Annotated in this window: 20 protein-coding genes; 4 read left to right on the forward strand and 16 right to left on the reverse strand. The window is 61.4% G+C overall.

Translation table 11 applies throughout. The features are described from left to right. Window positions 1-138: 138 nt before the first annotated feature. The 5 genes from C0Z18_RS02030 to C0Z18_RS02050 all read right to left on the reverse strand — a co-directional run bounded on the left by C0Z18_RS02030 (window position 139) and on the right by C0Z18_RS02050 (window position 4,005). Entirely contained in the window at window positions 139-1,713 is a 1,575-nt protein-coding gene (locus tag C0Z18_RS02030) for a hybrid sensor histidine kinase/response regulator (RefSeq protein ID WP_102643713.1), read from the reverse strand. Between the two features lie 452 nt (window positions 1,714-2,165). Then, window positions 2,166-2,480: a hypothetical protein gene (locus C0Z18_RS02035; RefSeq protein WP_146013909.1), complete on the reverse strand. Its 315-nt coding sequence runs from the start codon at window positions 2,478-2,480 to the stop codon at window positions 2,166-2,168. A gap of 287 nt (window positions 2,481-2,767) precedes the next feature. Further along, window positions 2,768-3,181: a hypothetical protein gene (locus tag C0Z18_RS02040; protein ID WP_102643715.1), complete on the reverse strand. Its 414-nt coding sequence runs from the start codon at window positions 3,179-3,181 to the stop codon at window positions 2,768-2,770. A 93-nt stretch (window positions 3,182-3,274) separates the two neighbouring features. Next, window positions 3,275-3,700 (reverse strand): hypothetical protein, encoded by a 426-nt coding sequence (locus C0Z18_RS02045; RefSeq protein ID WP_146013910.1) that lies wholly within the window; start codon window positions 3,698-3,700, stop codon window positions 3,275-3,277. A 44-nt stretch (window positions 3,701-3,744) separates the two neighbouring features. Then, complete coding sequence (locus tag C0Z18_RS02050) at window positions 3,745-4,005, reverse strand: hypothetical protein (RefSeq protein ID WP_146013911.1); 261 nt, start codon at window positions 4,003-4,005, stop codon at window positions 3,745-3,747. Between the two features lie 628 nt (window positions 4,006-4,633). Between C0Z18_RS02050 and C0Z18_RS02055 the strand changes: the two genes are divergently transcribed. Further along, window positions 4,634-5,500 carry a hypothetical protein gene (locus C0Z18_RS02055; protein ID WP_146013912.1) on the forward strand — a complete coding sequence of 289 codons (867 nt, stop codon included), beginning with the start codon at window positions 4,634-4,636 and terminating at the stop codon, window positions 5,498-5,500. Further along, window positions 5,497-6,036: a hypothetical protein gene (locus C0Z18_RS02060; RefSeq protein ID WP_102643719.1), complete on the forward strand. Its 540-nt coding sequence runs from the start codon at window positions 5,497-5,499 to the stop codon at window positions 6,034-6,036. Before C0Z18_RS02055 ends, C0Z18_RS02060 begins: the two co-directional genes overlap by 4 nt. Here the strand turns inward: C0Z18_RS02060 and C0Z18_RS32580 are convergent. From C0Z18_RS32580 to C0Z18_RS02090, 7 genes are all read right to left on the reverse strand, one after another. Next, on the reverse strand, window positions 5,968-6,567 hold the full coding sequence (locus C0Z18_RS32580) for a hypothetical protein (protein ID WP_146013913.1): 600 nt from the start codon (window positions 6,565-6,567) through the stop codon (window positions 5,968-5,970). The genes C0Z18_RS02060 and C0Z18_RS32580 overlap by 69 nt on opposite strands. A 77-nt stretch (window positions 6,568-6,644) precedes the next feature. Then, window positions 6,645-7,712, reverse strand: coding sequence for a type VI immunity family protein (locus C0Z18_RS02065; protein WP_102643720.1), 1,068 nt, complete (start codon window positions 7,710-7,712; stop codon window positions 6,645-6,647). 4 nt (window positions 7,713-7,716) lie between these two features. Beyond that, on the reverse strand, window positions 7,717-8,421 hold the full coding sequence (locus C0Z18_RS02070; protein WP_102643721.1) for a VRR-NUC domain-containing protein: 705 nt from the start codon (window positions 8,419-8,421) through the stop codon (window positions 7,717-7,719). After that, complete coding sequence (locus C0Z18_RS02075) at window positions 8,418-8,954, reverse strand: PAAR domain-containing protein (protein WP_102643722.1); 537 nt, start codon at window positions 8,952-8,954, stop codon at window positions 8,418-8,420. The genes C0Z18_RS02070 and C0Z18_RS02075 overlap by 4 nt, the downstream gene beginning before the upstream one ends. 216 nt (window positions 8,955-9,170) lie before the next feature. Further along, complete coding sequence (locus C0Z18_RS02080; RefSeq protein WP_146013914.1) at window positions 9,171-9,830, reverse strand: MerR family transcriptional regulator; 660 nt, start codon at window positions 9,828-9,830, stop codon at window positions 9,171-9,173. Further along, window positions 9,787-11,079: an MT-A70 family methyltransferase gene (locus C0Z18_RS02085; protein ID WP_102643724.1), complete on the reverse strand. Its 1,293-nt coding sequence runs from the start codon at window positions 11,077-11,079 to the stop codon at window positions 9,787-9,789. The genes C0Z18_RS02080 and C0Z18_RS02085 overlap by 44 nt, the downstream gene beginning before the upstream one ends. A gap of 283 nt (window positions 11,080-11,362) precedes the next feature. Then, on the reverse strand, window positions 11,363-11,938 hold the full coding sequence (locus C0Z18_RS02090; RefSeq protein WP_102643725.1) for a hypothetical protein: 576 nt from the start codon (window positions 11,936-11,938) through the stop codon (window positions 11,363-11,365). A 166-nt stretch (window positions 11,939-12,104) separates the two neighbouring features. On the opposite strand from C0Z18_RS02090, the gene C0Z18_RS02095 reads away from it, so the two are divergent. Beyond that, the gene (locus C0Z18_RS02095) at window positions 12,105-12,995 is read left to right on the forward strand and encodes a hypothetical protein (RefSeq protein ID WP_233216833.1); all 891 of its coding nucleotides are present in this window, start codon (window positions 12,105-12,107) and stop codon (window positions 12,993-12,995) included. A gap of 6 nt (window positions 12,996-13,001) precedes the next feature. Here C0Z18_RS02095 and C0Z18_RS02100 read toward each other — a convergent pair whose 3' ends face one another. The 4 genes from C0Z18_RS02100 to C0Z18_RS02115 form a co-directional block, all read right to left on the reverse strand. Further along, a complete protein-coding gene (locus C0Z18_RS02100) occupies window positions 13,002-13,628 on the reverse strand; it encodes a LytTR family transcriptional regulator DNA-binding domain-containing protein (RefSeq protein WP_102643726.1) in 627 nt (208 codons plus the stop codon). Window positions 13,629-13,662: 34 nt separating this feature from the next. Further along, complete coding sequence (locus C0Z18_RS02105) at window positions 13,663-13,950, reverse strand: hypothetical protein (RefSeq protein ID WP_102643727.1); 288 nt, start codon at window positions 13,948-13,950, stop codon at window positions 13,663-13,665. A gap of 202 nt (window positions 13,951-14,152) precedes the next feature. Next, window positions 14,153-14,353: a hypothetical protein gene (locus tag C0Z18_RS02110; RefSeq protein ID WP_102643728.1), complete on the reverse strand. Its 201-nt coding sequence runs from the start codon at window positions 14,351-14,353 to the stop codon at window positions 14,153-14,155. 105 nt (window positions 14,354-14,458) lie between these two features. Then, window positions 14,459-14,644, reverse strand: coding sequence for a hypothetical protein (locus C0Z18_RS02115; RefSeq protein WP_102643729.1), 186 nt, complete (start codon window positions 14,642-14,644; stop codon window positions 14,459-14,461). Between the two features lie 157 nt (window positions 14,645-14,801). On the opposite strand from C0Z18_RS02115, the gene C0Z18_RS02120 reads away from it, so the two are divergent. Further along, window positions 14,802-15,269, forward strand: coding sequence for a hypothetical protein (locus C0Z18_RS02120; RefSeq protein WP_102643730.1), 468 nt, complete (start codon window positions 14,802-14,804; stop codon window positions 15,267-15,269). Window positions 15,270-15,330 lie beyond the last annotated feature (61 nt).

The raw sequence follows: 15,330 nt of genomic DNA on the forward strand, positions 1-15,330 counted from the left end.
CATCGTCACCGCCCGATGTGCGACGACCGGTCTAGCGAACGCGACGGCAAGACGGCACGGGGAGCTATGCCCTCGACACACGCGCCGTTCGCGCGTGACACTCGGCCAACACCCTTCCCCGAACCCAGGCTGCGTCTATCAGGCCCCCAACAGTCGTTGGATAACGGAGAGCAATTTCGCTGGGTCAACGGGTTTACCTAGGTAGGCATCAAAACCAGCGTCCCTCGCGCTCACTTCGTCTTCTTTGCGCACGTGCCCGGTGAGAGCGACCGCAGGTACATTAATACCCTGGTCGCGCAAACGTCTCATAAACGTGTAGCCGTTTTCCCCGGGCATCCCCACGTCGGAAACGATGGCGTCCGGGGTAACGGTTATCAGCGTCCTGTCAGCATCCTCCGCCGAGCTTGCGGTGTGCACGGTGGCGTCACCCAGCTGCAACACCATCGCCAGGGCTTCGCGCGAGTCCGCGTCGTCCTCGACCAGAAGCACGGTTTTCCCTTTCAGGGCAGATCTATACAACGCGCTCTCCAACGGTGGCTCTGCCAGCAGCCGCTGACCCGGCAGCGGCAAGATCACCGTAAAAGTGGATCCCTGGCCCAGCCCGGCACTGTCGGCCGTTATATCGCCACCGTGCATGACAACAATACTTCGCGCAATGGCAAGGCCGAGCCCGAGCCCTGCGGAACCGGCGGTCGTGGCACCACCGATCTGGACAAACGGCTCAAAGATGTCATTCAGTCTGTCCGGGGGAATCCCGGCGCCAGTGTCTGCGATGCTGATACGGACAGCGCTACCGCGAGTTGCTACGCAGGGCACGATCGTTCCGCCCTGCTCCGTATGCTTTATGGCGTTGCTGAGCAGATTGCCGAAGACTTGGCGGATCCTCGGACCATCGCCAAACACTTCGACCTCATCGGCAACCAGGTCGGCAATGAGCACACCCTTCCTCTCTGCGACTGGGCGGATGTCTTGCAAAGCCGCTTTCAGACAGCCGGCGATCCCGACGTTCGCCTTGTTCAAAACGAATTTTCCACTGCTGACCCGGCTCGCATCGAGCAAGTCATCGACCAACCGAGTTTGGGCCAAGACGTTGCGACGGATAATGATCATGCCGTTTCTAACGAAACTTGGGTCGTCCGCGCCTTGGGTCAGAAGGTCCACCCACGCCAGGATCGATGTGAGTGGCGTCCTCAACTCGTGGGACACGGCAGCAATGAACGCGTCCTTCGCATCGTTCGCGGATTGCGACGCGAGTCGCAGCATGCGCTCGTTGGAGATCAGCGCATTACGCTCCGCCTCCAGTTGCTTTTGCGTCGAAATGTCCACCGTTATGCCGTCGAACCTGATCGGACGTCCGCCCTCAAACGTCGTGCTACCCTTTGCCCTGATCCATCGGACGTCACCGCCGGGCGAGACGGTCCGGTATTCGACGTCGTAAGGCTCGCCAATTCCTACCGACGCGTCCACTGCGGCCCGAACTCGCTCTCGATCCTCCTGATGAATGGACCGGTAGAACAGATCCATGTCGATCGCATCATCGGGTGTATCCGCCGGTAGCCAGAAATGTTGCTTACAACGAGCGTTCCAATAAATCCGGTGAGCGGGCAAAGGAACGTAGAACGTACCGATTTTGGCGGCCTCCGCAGCACGCCTGAGCCTATCCAGCGTCTCTGCTGGTGACTCCAAATGCGGACGCAACTTGTAATCGGTCATATCCGCTCGCTGGCCGTTGATAGGGCGATAGGAAATACTGGTGGCACGGACCACTCGTTCGTGCCACGTTGTCTAGGGTACGGATTCATCGACGGCTCCGCGCGCCAAAAGTTCGCGGCCCGGCCCCGTTTTTCAAGAAGAGTTTCGATCAAAATAAAAGGCACCGGCGCACGCATTGCGCCGGTGCAAGCGGTGACTTCTCAATTGCGAGGTGGCCACCTGTATACCGTACGCTCCCGGGGAAAGAGCGCACTGGCAGACATCGCTAGTATCTCTCTAAACCGGAACAACCAGCGCAGACCAGTATCAAATTTCCCGCACCATCGAATCGCCAACCTATCGGCGCTCTACTTGGCCGCCTCGCCTGTTCGAGTCAGAGGAGCGCAATGACGATCGGCAGTCAGCGGTAAGCACTGCATTGATCCGGATAGCGGCACCCGTGCGGGCATGGACTATGGAGACGATCGCCGATTTCGAAGCATGTTCTCTAGCTGCCCTTTTGCAGCCTCGAACGCCCCCCGAAGAGCGTCGATAGGGTCAAGCGCGGACGTGCGTACCGGCCCCTCGTCTTGAACAGAACCCGTCGACAGAAACACGCAGGCGCGGTAACGTTTCGTCCCTTCCTCGTCCTCCAACTCCACCACCACTTCGCAGTTTTGCAACAGGTTAGCGTACGGCGACAGCATAACAAGGTATTCCGCTGCGGTCCGCACCAATTCAGGCTCGGGGGTAAACCCGATCCATTTAGCCATCATTCCAATGCCCACGTTTGGCTCCTTAGCCGATCCCCGTGGCGGTCGTCGTCGTTTTGCTTACGACGGACATCTTGGTGGATGCAATGCAACGGCCGTTTGACAGCGATCAAGCCAAATCGCATAAAGTTCGGCGTTTGGATGAAGCCTGAGGCCAGGAGAGCCACCGGAACTGAAAGAGGGACCAGCGGGCCGAGCCTGCCTTCGTGCGTTCGTGTCGTTCACCGAGCAGCACAGCCGTCGCCTGAATGGCAGCGACCCGGTACAGCGCGAAGGAGAAGCCTGAGCGGTTGCGCACTATTTCAACCGGATGCCCTGCCAAGTCCTGTACCAACGCGTTTTTCATCGCACTGGCGCGCGCACTCGGACCGTTGCCGCGCATGTTCGACGTCGCCCCGCGGCACATTCCCCTTCGACAGCGCCGTCGATGCGACCATTTTGGCTTCCGACCGTGCTTCTGTCTGCGATAGCACCGACCGATCAATCCGCCAGACCGTTCCCTCAGGCGCTTTGCCCAAGGCTTGGATCGACACCGTCGCCGCCGCGTTCGTCAAGTCCAAAACCTCCTTGTTGCGCGTCCCGCGGGGCAGGGCCTGTAACGCGTCGGCGATCGCCGCGCGCATCTCCGCGAAGATCGCGGTAACGTTCGCCTCCACGGCCTTTGATCGGGCATGTTGCATCTCCTGGGTTTGCTGCTCGTTTTGTTCCGTGCTCATGCTGGGTCTCCGAGTGATAAATGGCACGCAGGTACCGTCTCGTACGCACAGAAAAATGCAAGGTCTGCGGCAACCGCTCGTCGGAAATCGGCGTCAGGCGTCGCCGCGCACATCGTCCATCGTGAGTGCGCTGTCGACGTACAGCCGTTCCACCGTCGTCCGCCACTCGTTGTACGCCTTCGTCGTACCACCGCTCGGACCGTTCACGGCGATCGGACGCTGGGCAGCGCCGGCGGCTCGTTGATACATGAAGGCGGAACCTGCGCCGATCGCACCGACGCACGAGAGCGCTTCAAGGAAGCCGTCGATGCGGCACGCCAGGGCATCGATCTCGCGCTCATAGGCACGGGCGTCGATGAAGTCCTGGCCATGAATGCACTTGGCTTGCAGTCGGCGCAGCGTGTGCAGCAAGCGGATGTCGGTCGATACCTGGGTGAGCGCGGCCCGGGTTTGCTCGGACTCGGTTTTCGGTACCGGGGGCACGATCGGACAGAGCAAGGGATTAGGATGAGCAAGCATGGGAGCCTCCAGTTTGAAACGTTGAATGAAGTCGGGAGAACGCATTACTCGATTGGCAAGCCGATGGCCGCATTCAGGTTGGCGACGACCGCGGCGGAAATCTGATCGCCCCACCGCTCCATCGCGGTCTTGATGGCGTCCCGGTGCAGCGCATGGTCGGCGGCGAGGCGTTCCCCAATGAGCTTTTCGATGTCGCGCCCTTCGATGTGAAGCATGACCGCGCGACGAAGCTGGTCCGTGATGGTCGAGCCGTCGATGTCGGCGAGGTTTTGCAGCGCGTTGTACGTGTCGAGCGGCACGCGCAAGGTTAGGTTTTTCAACGGGATGCGCGCCATGCGTTTGCTCCGGCGTGTTGATGACGATTCCAGTCAACCAGAGCCAGCGCGGAAAGCAACGCCTTCGCGTGGCCTTCTCGCCGAAAGCGGACGGACGGTCTACCAGAAGGCAACGCCTTCGCTTGTGGTGGTCCAGCTTCGACGTGTTTCGGTCGAGCGTGGCGAAGGCAGAAATAACGTTAACGGGAAGGCAGCGGGCAGCGCCACGGGGCAAGACTTCCCGAGAGCAAAACGTAGCAGAGCGCAGTGCACCGCCAGGTGCAGAGGGTATATGGTGTAGATCCCTGGTCTTTGACGTTGGCTTTGACCGGGTTTCAGTTTTTTCTGCCGCCCAATCGCTCGCGCGCAGCCCTGCCACTGCGGGTCGTGCGTCGCGCCCAGCGGAGCCATTCTGGTTTTTCCAGCGGCGAATGCCGCCCTGCCATTCCTCATGTTCTCACCGCCCACCGCTCATCGCCGCGCGGGCGGAACCGCAACGTCGGTCGCGCTGGTAGCCCGCACGTCGGTACATCGCTCTGCATCGTTGCCAACTGCCTCCCGTCGCGCCAAGGTGTACCGCGAGACCGGCGAACGCCCCGGTTCCGAAACGGAGAGGAGCATGACTCAGACCATCATCCAAGAGCATCCCGATGCTGCACCGCTGACCGCTGTGTTCATCGACGTACTGAAGCAGACCAAGCGATTCCGACCGATCATGCGTCCCTGGCGTCGAAAAGACGCGCATGGGGACGGCGACCTGCGTTGCATTTACTGCAAGGGCCTCATCGCCGCGCAACGGGACATGACCGCCGGCCGGAGGCCCGCCTGCGCTGCATTGGTCATCCCGGCGCAGAGCGGCGGCTGCGTTTCCGGTTACGACAACGTGGTGCCCTGCTGCATCGACTGCCGGGCCGTCAAAGCCGCGCGCGATCTGCTGGAGTGGCGCACCGACATCGACGACGAACTACGGGCGAGGCGCCTGCGCGCGCTGCACGCTTCCTTGAACCACGTCGTGCCTTTGACGGCTCGTACCGCGGCCGGTGCGGAGACCGTGCTGCGCAAACGCTGGGAGCAGCCCCGCTTCCGCGTGCTCGGTAACGTGTTCATGCAATACGGCTTCCTCGCCTGGCCGGCCGGATCGCTGCCGTCCACCCAGGGCGACGGCCTGATGTTTGTCCTTCAGCGTACCTTCGGCGCCGTCGACGTGTCGCCCGACCGGGTGTGGACAGTCTTCCGCTTGCCGCGCGAGTCGTGGCACGCGGCGGCCTGGTTGTTCATCGAAGCGAACGCGCTGCTCGTCAAAGTGGATCTGCCGCCGACGATGGCGATCCGGTTTCCCGCGTGGGATCCGATCTCACTGCCCGACGAGCATCATGGTCGCTGGTGGGTGACGCTGTCGGCCGACGTCTGGATTGAGGACGTCGTGCGCTACTGGAAGCGGATGGCCCTGGCCCGCCGCGCTGCTCGCGCAGAGATAAACGAATGACCGATCTGAACGTCGACGAGCTGTACGCGGATGTCATCGCGTCCGCCTCCCCGACCGGCTTCATCCGAAAAACGCTGCGCGACCTCGTGGGAAAAGTGAAGACGGACGATGTGTTCGTGCCGCACGACGTCTCGCTGAACGTCGTGCGGTCGGATCGCACCGCTCTGCTCTACGTCGAACCGAACGAGGGATGGGCCGCGCTGCTGATGCGCACTGTGTCGGGTGAACGACGGAGGGAGATGGCGTTTCACTGGCCCGAGGCGGGCGTCTGCCGGATCGGGCCGCACCGTATCGCGTTCTCCATACCGGCGGACATCGACGAGGTAGCAGTGGAACTGGAACGGGAGGGTTGGACGATCATGCCGGTCATCCCTGGCTGGATCACGCGTGCCAACGTCGTACCGCTGGATCATGAACGGTTTCGCGGCGAGGCGTTCAGGCACGCGGTCACGCGAAGCCCGTTGTCATCAGAACGCAAAGGGGAAATCAAGAGGCGGCAACAAGAGCGCAGCACGGAACAACGCGGAAAGTTTTAGCAGATCTTCGGGCTCGTAGCGCAAGTCGTACGACTGCGGGTGCGGCACCGTTACAAACAAACCAAGCGCATCAGAACTCCCCTCGACGGGGAGCCAATCGATCCATCCATGGGCTGCGATAAATCGACAATCCTCCGATAAAGCAAGTTCGTATGATGGTGTACGGCAAAGGCCGGCGGCAACTCTCAGACCTAGGAAAAACGTCACCCGATCGTCGAAGAGGCCAGCATCGGACTGCTGCTGGAGCGTGGTCGCCGCGCCATCCGAATCGAACACGGAGAATCCGTCCCTGCTCCTTCCCGGGTGGGTCTCGAATACGTTTCGCATCTCAAACGAGCGGTTCAGCTTGTCGGTCTCTGCCGCCGATCCGAATATGAGAGTTGCCAGATTTCGGGTGCTCTTTGCGTCTGCAGACCAGGAAACAGTCGGAGCCTGCGGCGATGGCGCTTCACCGAGGATGAGCGGCCGGCGACCAAACGAATTGGTGCGCATGTAAACCCACGGATCCCATGAAGTGATTTGCTCGGTCATTTAAGGCAGTCAATCGTCAACGAAAAAGCGAGTACTTGCGACAACACGCAGCGCGAGCATGACGCTCGCGCGACACGCTAATCTGGATTGAGCTTCTGCGTATCTAGGACAGCGGCCTTCGCTTCCAGCAACCCCGCCTCCGATACGTCGAAACGGCGAAGCCAGGCATCACTGCTCGGCTTCGAGTTGTACACCGGCGCGTCACCGTTGACGGTCCCGCGCTGAAGGATGGAGACGGTATCCGCCTGGATGTCGCGCAGCGCCGCGTTGAGCACCACATACGCCGGAGGCGGTGCGATCGGCTCACGGTCCCCTTGCGGTGTCCCAGCCTGTGGAAGCACACCCGCGCGAATCAGCAAACCTTGCGCGCAAGGCGTCAGGTTGAACCAATCCTTCGGTAACTCGGATTGCAACGCTGAAAGGTCGCCGACGCGCTTTAACATTCCGTCATCGATGAGCGTCAGCCAATCCACCGTTTTGATGCGATCAACGAGATCGCGGAGCTTCGTCGCGAGCGGGTCACCGACGTCAATACCAGGCCCGAGTTGCTGCGACATGAAGTATTCGCTGCTCTCGTTCTGCTCCCGCCCTGTCGGCGGCAGGTTCACGGCGTACCCGGCGTGGCCATGGACGGCGTTCAACAAGTTGGCGAACGTGCCAAAGAGCCTCGGCATAAGCTCGGGATCTGCCTTAACCAGAGGAACCGGCAGCGAGAACACCAGGACATCAAGCCCTCTCGTGCCCATCGCCGCCTGCCATTTCTCAAGGCAGAATACCGTGAACTCGTATAGCGCTGCTTCACGAATGGCATCCGCGCTCGAATACACGAACGTGAACGATTCGTCCTCGCTAACACTGCTCGCGAGCGACGCTACCGTAGGAGCCTTCGCCATCTTGATCGGCCGCTTGCCGTCCTGGCAGAACCAGCGGAGCGCATCGGCCGCAACGGCGCTGTACTGCTCGAAGCACGTTGTCAGCGCGCGACGAACATCGCGGCTGTATCCACCTTTGAAGTACAAGACCCCGCGCACCACGAGAGCGGCGCCCACACCGTCGTGCGGATACCGCGGCTCGAACACCGCGTAGGGAAGCGTGCCGGCACGCGATGGATCGCTTGCCCAGGCTTGAAGTTCCTGATTGTTCATAGGCTCACGGTGCAAAAACAGGGGGTAGCGCAGGCGGAGGACTACGCAAAAACGATTGCAGTCCCTTCAAAAACAAATCGCCCGCTTGCTCGGAAATCGACGATTGCGCTTCTGATTGCTGTGCGTCATCGTCGCAACCGCAGTCCTGGGGATTCATCGCAACCACCTTAGCAGGATCGCCCGCAATGCGCTCGTAGGCATCGCGTTGCGTCTTGGTGAAGCTGTCGTCCCCGAACTTAATTTCGACCACGGATTTCAGGTTGTCTTGCGTGGGTGGCAACGAAGGGTCGTTCACAATGACGACGTCGGGCCGACGTATGTTGCCCACTCCAGGCGTGTAATCGGCCAAGCCGCCGGGCCAATATTTCTGGATCCAGCCTGGCAGGTAATCGTGCGTCTTCGTCGCGATACCGGAGTCCATGATCGGCGCCGGCGGCACACGGCTCATGTCGTAGTTCACCTCGGCCTTATAAGGGCTCTGATGGTCCGTGAGCGCGTCCATCGCTCTCAATCGCCCGCTGACGCACTGCTGCTTCAACGTTTGGCCCTCGCTTCCGATCGAGGGCATCGCGTCGCACTTGCAGATCGCCGAGCAGATCACTCGCCGGTCCTGCGGATCCAACGTGTTCGGACGCAACCGCACGGTGTTCGTTTGCCCTTGCCCCGATCCGACTGAGCCCGAGCCGGAACCCTTTGCATAGTCCGTCATGCGTTGCCCGTTGATCCCGGGTGGTCGAAGGTGAGCGAGGAGGTGGCATGGCTTTCGAGCCAGTCGGTGAAGCCGTTCGCATCGGTGCGGCCCGTGATGGTCTGGCCAGCCGTCGATGTGACCGTATACGGGTGGTTCGCGATCGGCTGCCCAGTGCTGTCGTCGAGCACCTGAAACCGGCCCTTGTATGGCCCCTCTTGCGCGGAGTCGGCCAGTTGCGATACCACACGCTTTCCGCCTCCCACCGGTGCACCGGTTCCCGATGTCGGTGACGCGGTGCATCCGCGCGATGACGCAATGAGCGTTGCGCCGCAAGCAGTCTTATCGCCTTCTGAGGCGACAGGGCGGCCATCGAAACTGACGCCGAGGTTCTTGACGCTCACGATCGGAAAAACGCCGCCGCAACGTGGGCACGACGTCATATCGCCCAGCAGCGCGATCGCTTTGTCGTCCGACTTGTTGGCTGGCGAACAGGCGAGCACACGCCCGCCGTGGGAGGTCGTATCGTCCTCCCGAATGAATGCGAAACTCATTTTGAGTACACCCTCGGATTTTTGTGGAGCAAATATATCATCCGAGGAATCGATTGGACTACCTTATGACGATGACGAGACGTCTTGCAGGGATCGTCGGCCCCCGACCAACCGGAGCGTGTGTCGGGCTTGCCTCCCGACGAGTCGCGTTTGAAAGTGCCGTAGCACCGGTGATACGAACCGCGTTACTGTTTCACCATATCGGCGAATCTACGGCTACGGGCGGCCGCGCAGCTTCATAAACTGCTCGACGTCGGACAGCTTGAAGCGCGTCCGTCCCGCAACGATCGTCGGCGTGATACGGCGACGCTGGAGGTGATAGTACAAGCCACAATCACTTTGGTAGCCGGCGAGTTCCGCAGCGTCCTGAATCGACAGCGTTTCATCGAACTGTGCCTTCAAGCGTTCGACTGCTGCACGATCGTAAAACACCGAACGCGTGCCGACCTTCGGCGCGATGCCGGCGCGCTTCATGAGTGCGATACCGCCCTGAGAGCTGTCGTAACCAAACAGGTTCGCCACTTCCATGGCCGTCATCCACGCTGCTGGTGCCGAATGCGTCGCGGGCACCGACACGTTCGGCACGACAACGGCCGATTGCACCAGCGCAGCGTCGGGCAGAACGGACGACGACGGCACTTTCACGGTCGGCGGAGCAGCCTTCGCAGCGGCGCCGTCTACGACGCCGCGACGAGTATCGACAACCGAAAGGTTGAAAGCGGGCAGCTTCGCCAACAACGGCATCAAGTTGGCGAGTTCGGCGTTGGTGCACTGGATTTCCATGTTGTTCTCCAAAAGGGGGAAAAGACGTTTGGTGGGTGTGTTGTCAGGGTTAAATCGCTTGCTCGAACGTCTTGTCGTTGCTCGCCTCCTCATCTACGTTGCTCGTCACCGTCTCCAGGTTCGGCGCGTCCGGCAGCACCAGCTCGTTGCCCCACGTCGTCCAGCCGGCACGAGGGGCCCGGGCGAACAGCTCGAGCTTCGTGCAGTCGCCGTACACCCGGTCGATTTGCTCGCTGAACCAGGCCGGCTTCTCGCTGTGCGCGAAACGCTGCCCCTCCGTCGCGTGCCACGACGGGATCTTCTTCACACGGGGTTGATGGAGCGCAAGGCCGCGGCGCCCGACCAGCAACATCTCGTGGCAGCTGATCACCGCACCGTTTCCGATCACGTGCGAATCCTTCGCCCACACAATGTTGTGCACGTACTCGAACCCGAAGTGCTTCATGACGTCGAGCGCTTCCGGCAGCATCGCGTTGACGCACCACATGAAAAAGACGGAATCTTCGGCCGCAAGGCGCCCGATCGGCATCGCCTTGATCTCGTTCAGGGACATCGTCGGGTAGTGATGGCACGGATCCGCCATCCCATCGCTCGACTCGCTGTAGCGCCACGGGAAGTCGGCTTGAATCACTTGGAAGGAACCTTCAGCGAAGTCGTTGAGCTGATGAGCGGCGATCGGATTGCTCGCGACCAGTTGCTTCGCACGCTCACGCTTGGGCTTGAGAACCTCGTCCTTGTACAACTCGCGCTGGACACGGCCGATGCCCGACTCGACCATCCGCTCGATCAACGCTGCGTCGCCTTTCGACGCCTTCACCAGCTTTTCCGCGACCGACACCGGGATGGCGCCTTCGGCCACCTTGGTGATCAGCGCATCGCAGCCGGACGCGGCGACGGTCTTCGCGCGCAGCACCGAGTCGCTCGACACCCCGGCGTCGGCCGCCGCTTGGGCGATCGTGGGTGCCGCTGCGGCGTCATGCTGGTTGCTGCCGCGCGTACGGGTCGCACGCGCTGCGGCCATCAGCGCACGGGCGCCGGGGGGCAGTTCCTTGCGCATGGCGTTGCCGTGATGCGCGTAAGCGGCCATTTCGTCGTCGGCCAGTTCGCCCAGGTCGCGGATGCGCGGCTCGATGCCGACGGCCTGGCATGCGGCCAGCAGATCGCGACCGTCCAGCACGAAGGCACCGTTGTGCGCGGTGATGATGTCGTTGACCTGGCCGATTTCGCGCAAGCTCTGCTCGAGCGCGGTGCGTTGCTCGTCGGTCGAAGCAGGGTTGAGCTTTTGGATCGCGTCGAGAATGGGCGTTGCGATCAGGGATTGAACTGCGGTTTGCTTCGTCATAATGGCTCCGTTGGTTGTGGGTGCAGCGGAACCGATTTGACGATTTTAAAAATCGCTCAACCACCCTACCTTAACCCGGAAAACGCAGAAAGTCTGTGGGGCTGGGATGACGAAACGGTGGGGTTGCAAAGCCCGCCATCACCGTGCCTGCGTTGTCCACGGCCGCACCGGTTTGCAACGCGAGGGCAACCCCACGGCTTGCCCGACGAGCGTTGTGAACGGGAGCCGACAGGCGGGCGGTGGGGAACGTAGATCTCCGAGCGAACGATCGGAGGTGATCCGATCAAGCGTCGGCGATGTGGCCGTGCCGCTTGATGCGGCGTCCAGTCTCGGCCTCGTAAGCGACCAAAGCAGTCGTGACCGCAGGGATCCGGGCTCGGGCAACGCTGATGCGCTCGTCGACGAAGCGGTCGCGGATTTTGATGCGAGCGAGCGTCTCGGCCATCCGAGCCTGGCTCACACCGACTCGGTCTTTCAGGTTTTTGTGAGCAAGCTGGATCAGCGTCTTAACGTGGTCGCCGTCCAAGCCCTTCACGGTCAGCAATCGATGCGGTGTTGCACCGCGAGCGCACGGCAGCGCCTCGATCGCCGTTACGCGTGCGATCGGTACGAGCAGCTCACGGGAGACGCGCACGAACAGCGCCGGGTAGACGATCTCCATGACGTCGAGCGACGTCTGCGCACGAACGAGCAAGCCATCGGCGAGCAGGATGAATACGTCCTTGCCGTCGGCGATCGCGACCAACACTTTCTTCAAGACGAACCGTCGTCCGTCGAGCGGGACTTCGGTGCCCAGGAAACCAGACGGGCGCAGTTCGACGAGCGGCGGTAGATTCCTGCGGAGACGGGGACGGCCCATGGATGCGTTTCGGACGAACGGACGATCAGGGCATTGTACGCATGGCAGCCACACCCCAGCATTGCACATGCCGCGCACACTTGAGTCGCAGGTTGCATGTGCGCGACTGAGCCAATCACAGTGGCCTATTATTTGGGGATCTTCATTTGCATGGAAGGAAGCAGCGATGAGCGCACGCGACCAGGCTCCCCCGCGCCGAAACTACTATTCCGTCAGGAGTGGCAAGCGACCTCCTGGCGAGGGGTTCAGTCTGGTTGATTTCAAGCGTTTCTTCCAGGCGGCTTTCGACAGATTGTGTGAAGACGGCTTGTTCCAGGAATGGTTCGGCTATTCCTGCGTAGATGCCGGGGATGTGGAAGGCAAGGCTGGCAAGGACATCAATTTGTTCGTCTTTCGCAAGCTACGCACAATGGAACTCTGGCCGGTTTGGGACAAACTAGGCGCGTATTCGGAGGACGATCTGTTCGACATGATCGAATTTCTCCACGATCACGCCTCCAAGGGTATCGATGGGGAATACCATCAGTACAACCAGTGTGGATGGCACTACACCAAGTTTGACCCACGAGCCGGCCGAGAAATCTTCCGCCAGGAGATGAACGACATCCTGGCGGACTACGGGCGTGGCTTTGAGCTTTCCACGAATGGCGAAATCTTGGCGTTGGCCGAGGATGAGTTTGCGCCGATGCTCTCCGCTGAAATCCCACATCCCGATAGCACAAACGTCAGAGATCGGATCGAAGCCGCCAAGCTCAAGTATCGCCGCCGTGCCCTCGCTGAACGGAAAGACGCTGTGCGGGATCTGGCCGATGTGCTTGAGTTTTTAAGAACCGAGGCCAAGTCCGTTTTGAACTCGAAAGACGAGGCCGACCTGTTTCAGTTGGCCAACAACTTTGGCATTCGGCATCATCGTAAAGACCAGAAAACCGACTACGATTCGTCGATTTGGTTAAGCTGGATGTTCTATTATTACCTTGCAACGATCCACGCCTGCATCCGCTTGATTGCGAAATCTAAGGCCGTCGAGGCGAGTACCGCGCCTGCCCGTAAGCCATAGTGGTCGTTAGGCGCTCATCGCCGGCAAATACCGCGCAAAGTGCCCCCTCTGGTGCCGCGGCACAACCAGCTTGACGCCCATCGGATCCTCCGTCGGCGCCAGCTCGTCGAAAATGCGGTCGAACTCGGCCTGCTCGAGAATCAGGTGCTCGACCTCCGGAACCTGGCGCCGCGCAACCTCCACCGGTTCGGGCAGGCCGTCGACCACAAGTTGTCGACGCTTCGCTTCGCCGCAGCCGCGCGGTAACACGTGGAACTCTTTGATCAGCGAACGGTTGACGACCAAGTCGCGCCGTACGCGCAGCAGCTCGGACGGGAAGATCCGCACGAACTCGCTCAGCGTCCCGTCGCACAGGTGTTCCTGACCGTCCAGCGTCTCGATGCATGAGAGCTTGTCGCACGCGCGGATGGCTCGAATCTGCCAGGGTGCGATTTCGTAAATGATCTCGCGCTTGCCCACCCGCCGGTAAATCTTCCCCCCGCGGAAGTTGACGAACGGGCGCTTGCGGATGTCGTCCGCGTACATGGGATCGTCCGCGACCGAGGCGGCCTCGGGCTCGCTGGCGATGTCCTCACGCGCCGCGCGGACGCGCTCAGCGATGTAGCGGTCGATGTTCGCGGCAGACAGGTCCATGACGATCTCCGAGAAAGCGGGTCGGCGCCGTCGGTCAATGACCGAACGTGGCGAAGAACGTATCGACGGCGACGACGAACGTGAAGCCGCCGATCAGGACCAGCGTCGTGACGCCGACGGCGAGGCTCAGCGCGGCTTTCGTGCCTTCCCGCTTCACGGCGCGGTCGTGGTCCCAGATCGCGTCGAAGTCCGTGCCTGCCGCACCGGCGTGTTCGAGGCGCCAGGCGTTCTTCAGCGCAACACGGCCAGCGCGGACGAAGTGGAGCCCGACGGCCCAGGCCATCGCGACGAGCAGCAGTTGAAACGTGGTCAGGTGATGCATGGTGTGCTCCTTATCCGCCCCGCGGGCGATGAACGTTGGGCCTCAAAGAGCCGCCGATCGGCTCCGTGCGCCGCCCTGAAAGGGTCGGTCAGCGCGCGGAACGTGGCGGCTAACATGGCCCGAGGTGGTCATCGACGTCCCGCCGTGTTGCGGAAGAGCACATCGTTCCTGCCCCACCGATTCACGTCGAACGTCGTGTTGGTCATGCTTTGCCATCGGGCACCTCGCTGCCCCACGCGAGGGCTGCGAACACTACGAAAGCCAAGCCAAGGGCGAACGTGTCGTGCAGCCCGACGCGGAGTGCGCTGGCGAGCGTCAAGCCCGCGATCGCGAGCGGCCGGCAGTCCAGCCATGCAGCGTGAAAGCCACGGAGTTCATCGATCACTTGATTGAGAAACGTCATGCCGACCTCCGCCGTTTGCGTCCGAAGTGCTTCTCTGTACGCTACCAGGTACGTTAGGCAACGCAATATTTTTTCGATCTTTTTTTTGGATGAACGGTCTACCGATCATTGGCTCAGTTCGGACAGGGCTGCCAGGATGTCGGCTGCGGCACCGTCGGGTTCGCGTGCGCGGCGGCACGTCAACGTCGATGGTTCCGCCTGCCGGACGAACCAGGGACACGGCCCGATCGCCTGCGGCGAGAGCAGCCAAGCGGCGAACTCTGTCGCCGTGATCGAAAGATGATCGTTCAAAAATTTTTACGCCGGAACATATTGCATTTTTTCTCGAACAAGGTAGTACTAGAGGCGTAAGCAGCGAGCCACGTTCCGCCTCAACGCTCCCCCCAGTGCCCGCCTGACGTGCGGGTCGGCGCAGTACCAGACCATTCCGGTCTGCTACCAAGGAGCCATGATGACGAACACTGCAAATAACGCTGTCCCGAAACTCACGAAGCATCAACGTGCCTGGCTGACCATCCCAGCCGATCGCCAAACTCCCGCCATCAAAGCCCTGGCGGACTACGAGCGTGGCGGAAAGCCGGCCGGCAGCTACGATAACGCCAGCCGTTGGTGGCCGGACAAAGAGTTCGAATGCTGCGCGCTCATCCGCAGCCCGAGCCGTGCTTGGCCCTTCTCGAAGCTCAAACACTGCCTGTCTCAGGCGCATAAAGAAGCGCTGCATGGGGCGGAACACCGCGACGTTCTCGCCCTACGCCGCGTCCTCGACGAGCACGCCCCGGCGATCAACGCCGGCCTGCCGCTGGTGACCAACGAATCGCTCGATTGGCTCGGCACGCTGGAAGCGCAGGCGCTGCACGAGGTCGCGGCGAACAGCGCGGACGCACCGCTTCTGTCGCGTCAACATACGCGGCTCTGACAAGCGCCCGGCGCTTACCGGCCACGGCCCGCCATCACCGGCGGGCTTACACGTTTGGCGC

The sequence above is a fragment of the Trinickia dabaoshanensis genome (genome assembly GCF_002879885.1).
GTDB classification, from domain to species: Bacteria; Pseudomonadota; Gammaproteobacteria; order Burkholderiales; family Burkholderiaceae; genus Trinickia; species Trinickia dabaoshanensis.

Excerpts from the sequence above, each read along its gene's own strand:
- C0Z18_RS02030 (WP_102643713.1), bottom strand. The coding sequence starts at position 1,713 with ATGACCGATTACAAGTTGCGTCCGCATTTGGAGTCACCAGCAGAGACG.
- C0Z18_RS02040 (WP_102643715.1), bottom strand. The coding sequence starts at position 3,181 with ATGAGCACGGAACAAAACGAGCAGCAAACCCAGGAGATGCAACATGCC.
- C0Z18_RS02045 (WP_146013910.1), bottom strand. The coding sequence starts at position 3,700 with ATGCTTGCTCATCCTAATCCCTTGCTCTGTCCGATCGTGCCCCCGGTA.
- C0Z18_RS02055 (WP_146013912.1), top strand. The coding sequence starts at position 4,634 with ATGACTCAGACCATCATCCAAGAGCATCCCGATGCTGCACCGCTGACC.
- C0Z18_RS02060 (WP_102643719.1), top strand. The coding sequence starts at position 5,497 with ATGACCGATCTGAACGTCGACGAGCTGTACGCGGATGTCATCGCGTCC.
- C0Z18_RS32580 (WP_146013913.1), bottom strand. The coding sequence starts at position 6,567 with ATGACCGAGCAAATCACTTCATGGGATCCGTGGGTTTACATGCGCACC.
- C0Z18_RS02065 (WP_102643720.1), bottom strand. The coding sequence starts at position 7,712 with ATGAACAATCAGGAACTTCAAGCCTGGGCAAGCGATCCATCGCGTGCC.
- C0Z18_RS02070 (WP_102643721.1), bottom strand. The coding sequence starts at position 8,421 with ATGACGGACTATGCAAAGGGTTCCGGCTCGGGCTCAGTCGGATCGGGG.
- C0Z18_RS02075 (WP_102643722.1), bottom strand. The coding sequence starts at position 8,954 with ATGAGTTTCGCATTCATTCGGGAGGACGATACGACCTCCCACGGCGGG.
- C0Z18_RS02080 (WP_146013914.1), bottom strand. The coding sequence starts at position 9,830 with ATGAGGAGGCGAGCAACGACAAGACGTTCGAGCAAGCGATTTAACCCT.
- C0Z18_RS02085 (WP_102643724.1), bottom strand. The coding sequence starts at position 11,079 with ATGACGAAGCAAACCGCAGTTCAATCCCTGATCGCAACGCCCATTCTC.
- C0Z18_RS02090 (WP_102643725.1), bottom strand. The coding sequence starts at position 11,938 with ATGGGCCGTCCCCGTCTCCGCAGGAATCTACCGCCGCTCGTCGAACTG.
- C0Z18_RS02095 (WP_233216833.1), top strand. The coding sequence starts at position 12,105 with ATGAGCGCACGCGACCAGGCTCCCCCGCGCCGAAACTACTATTCCGTC.
- C0Z18_RS02100 (WP_102643726.1), bottom strand. The coding sequence starts at position 13,628 with ATGGACCTGTCTGCCGCGAACATCGACCGCTACATCGCTGAGCGCGTC.
- C0Z18_RS02105 (WP_102643727.1), bottom strand. The coding sequence starts at position 13,950 with ATGCATCACCTGACCACGTTTCAACTGCTGCTCGTCGCGATGGCCTGG.
- C0Z18_RS02110 (WP_102643728.1), bottom strand. The coding sequence starts at position 14,353 with ATGACGTTTCTCAATCAAGTGATCGATGAACTCCGTGGCTTTCACGCT.
- C0Z18_RS02120 (WP_102643730.1), top strand. The coding sequence starts at position 14,802 with ATGATGACGAACACTGCAAATAACGCTGTCCCGAAACTCACGAAGCAT.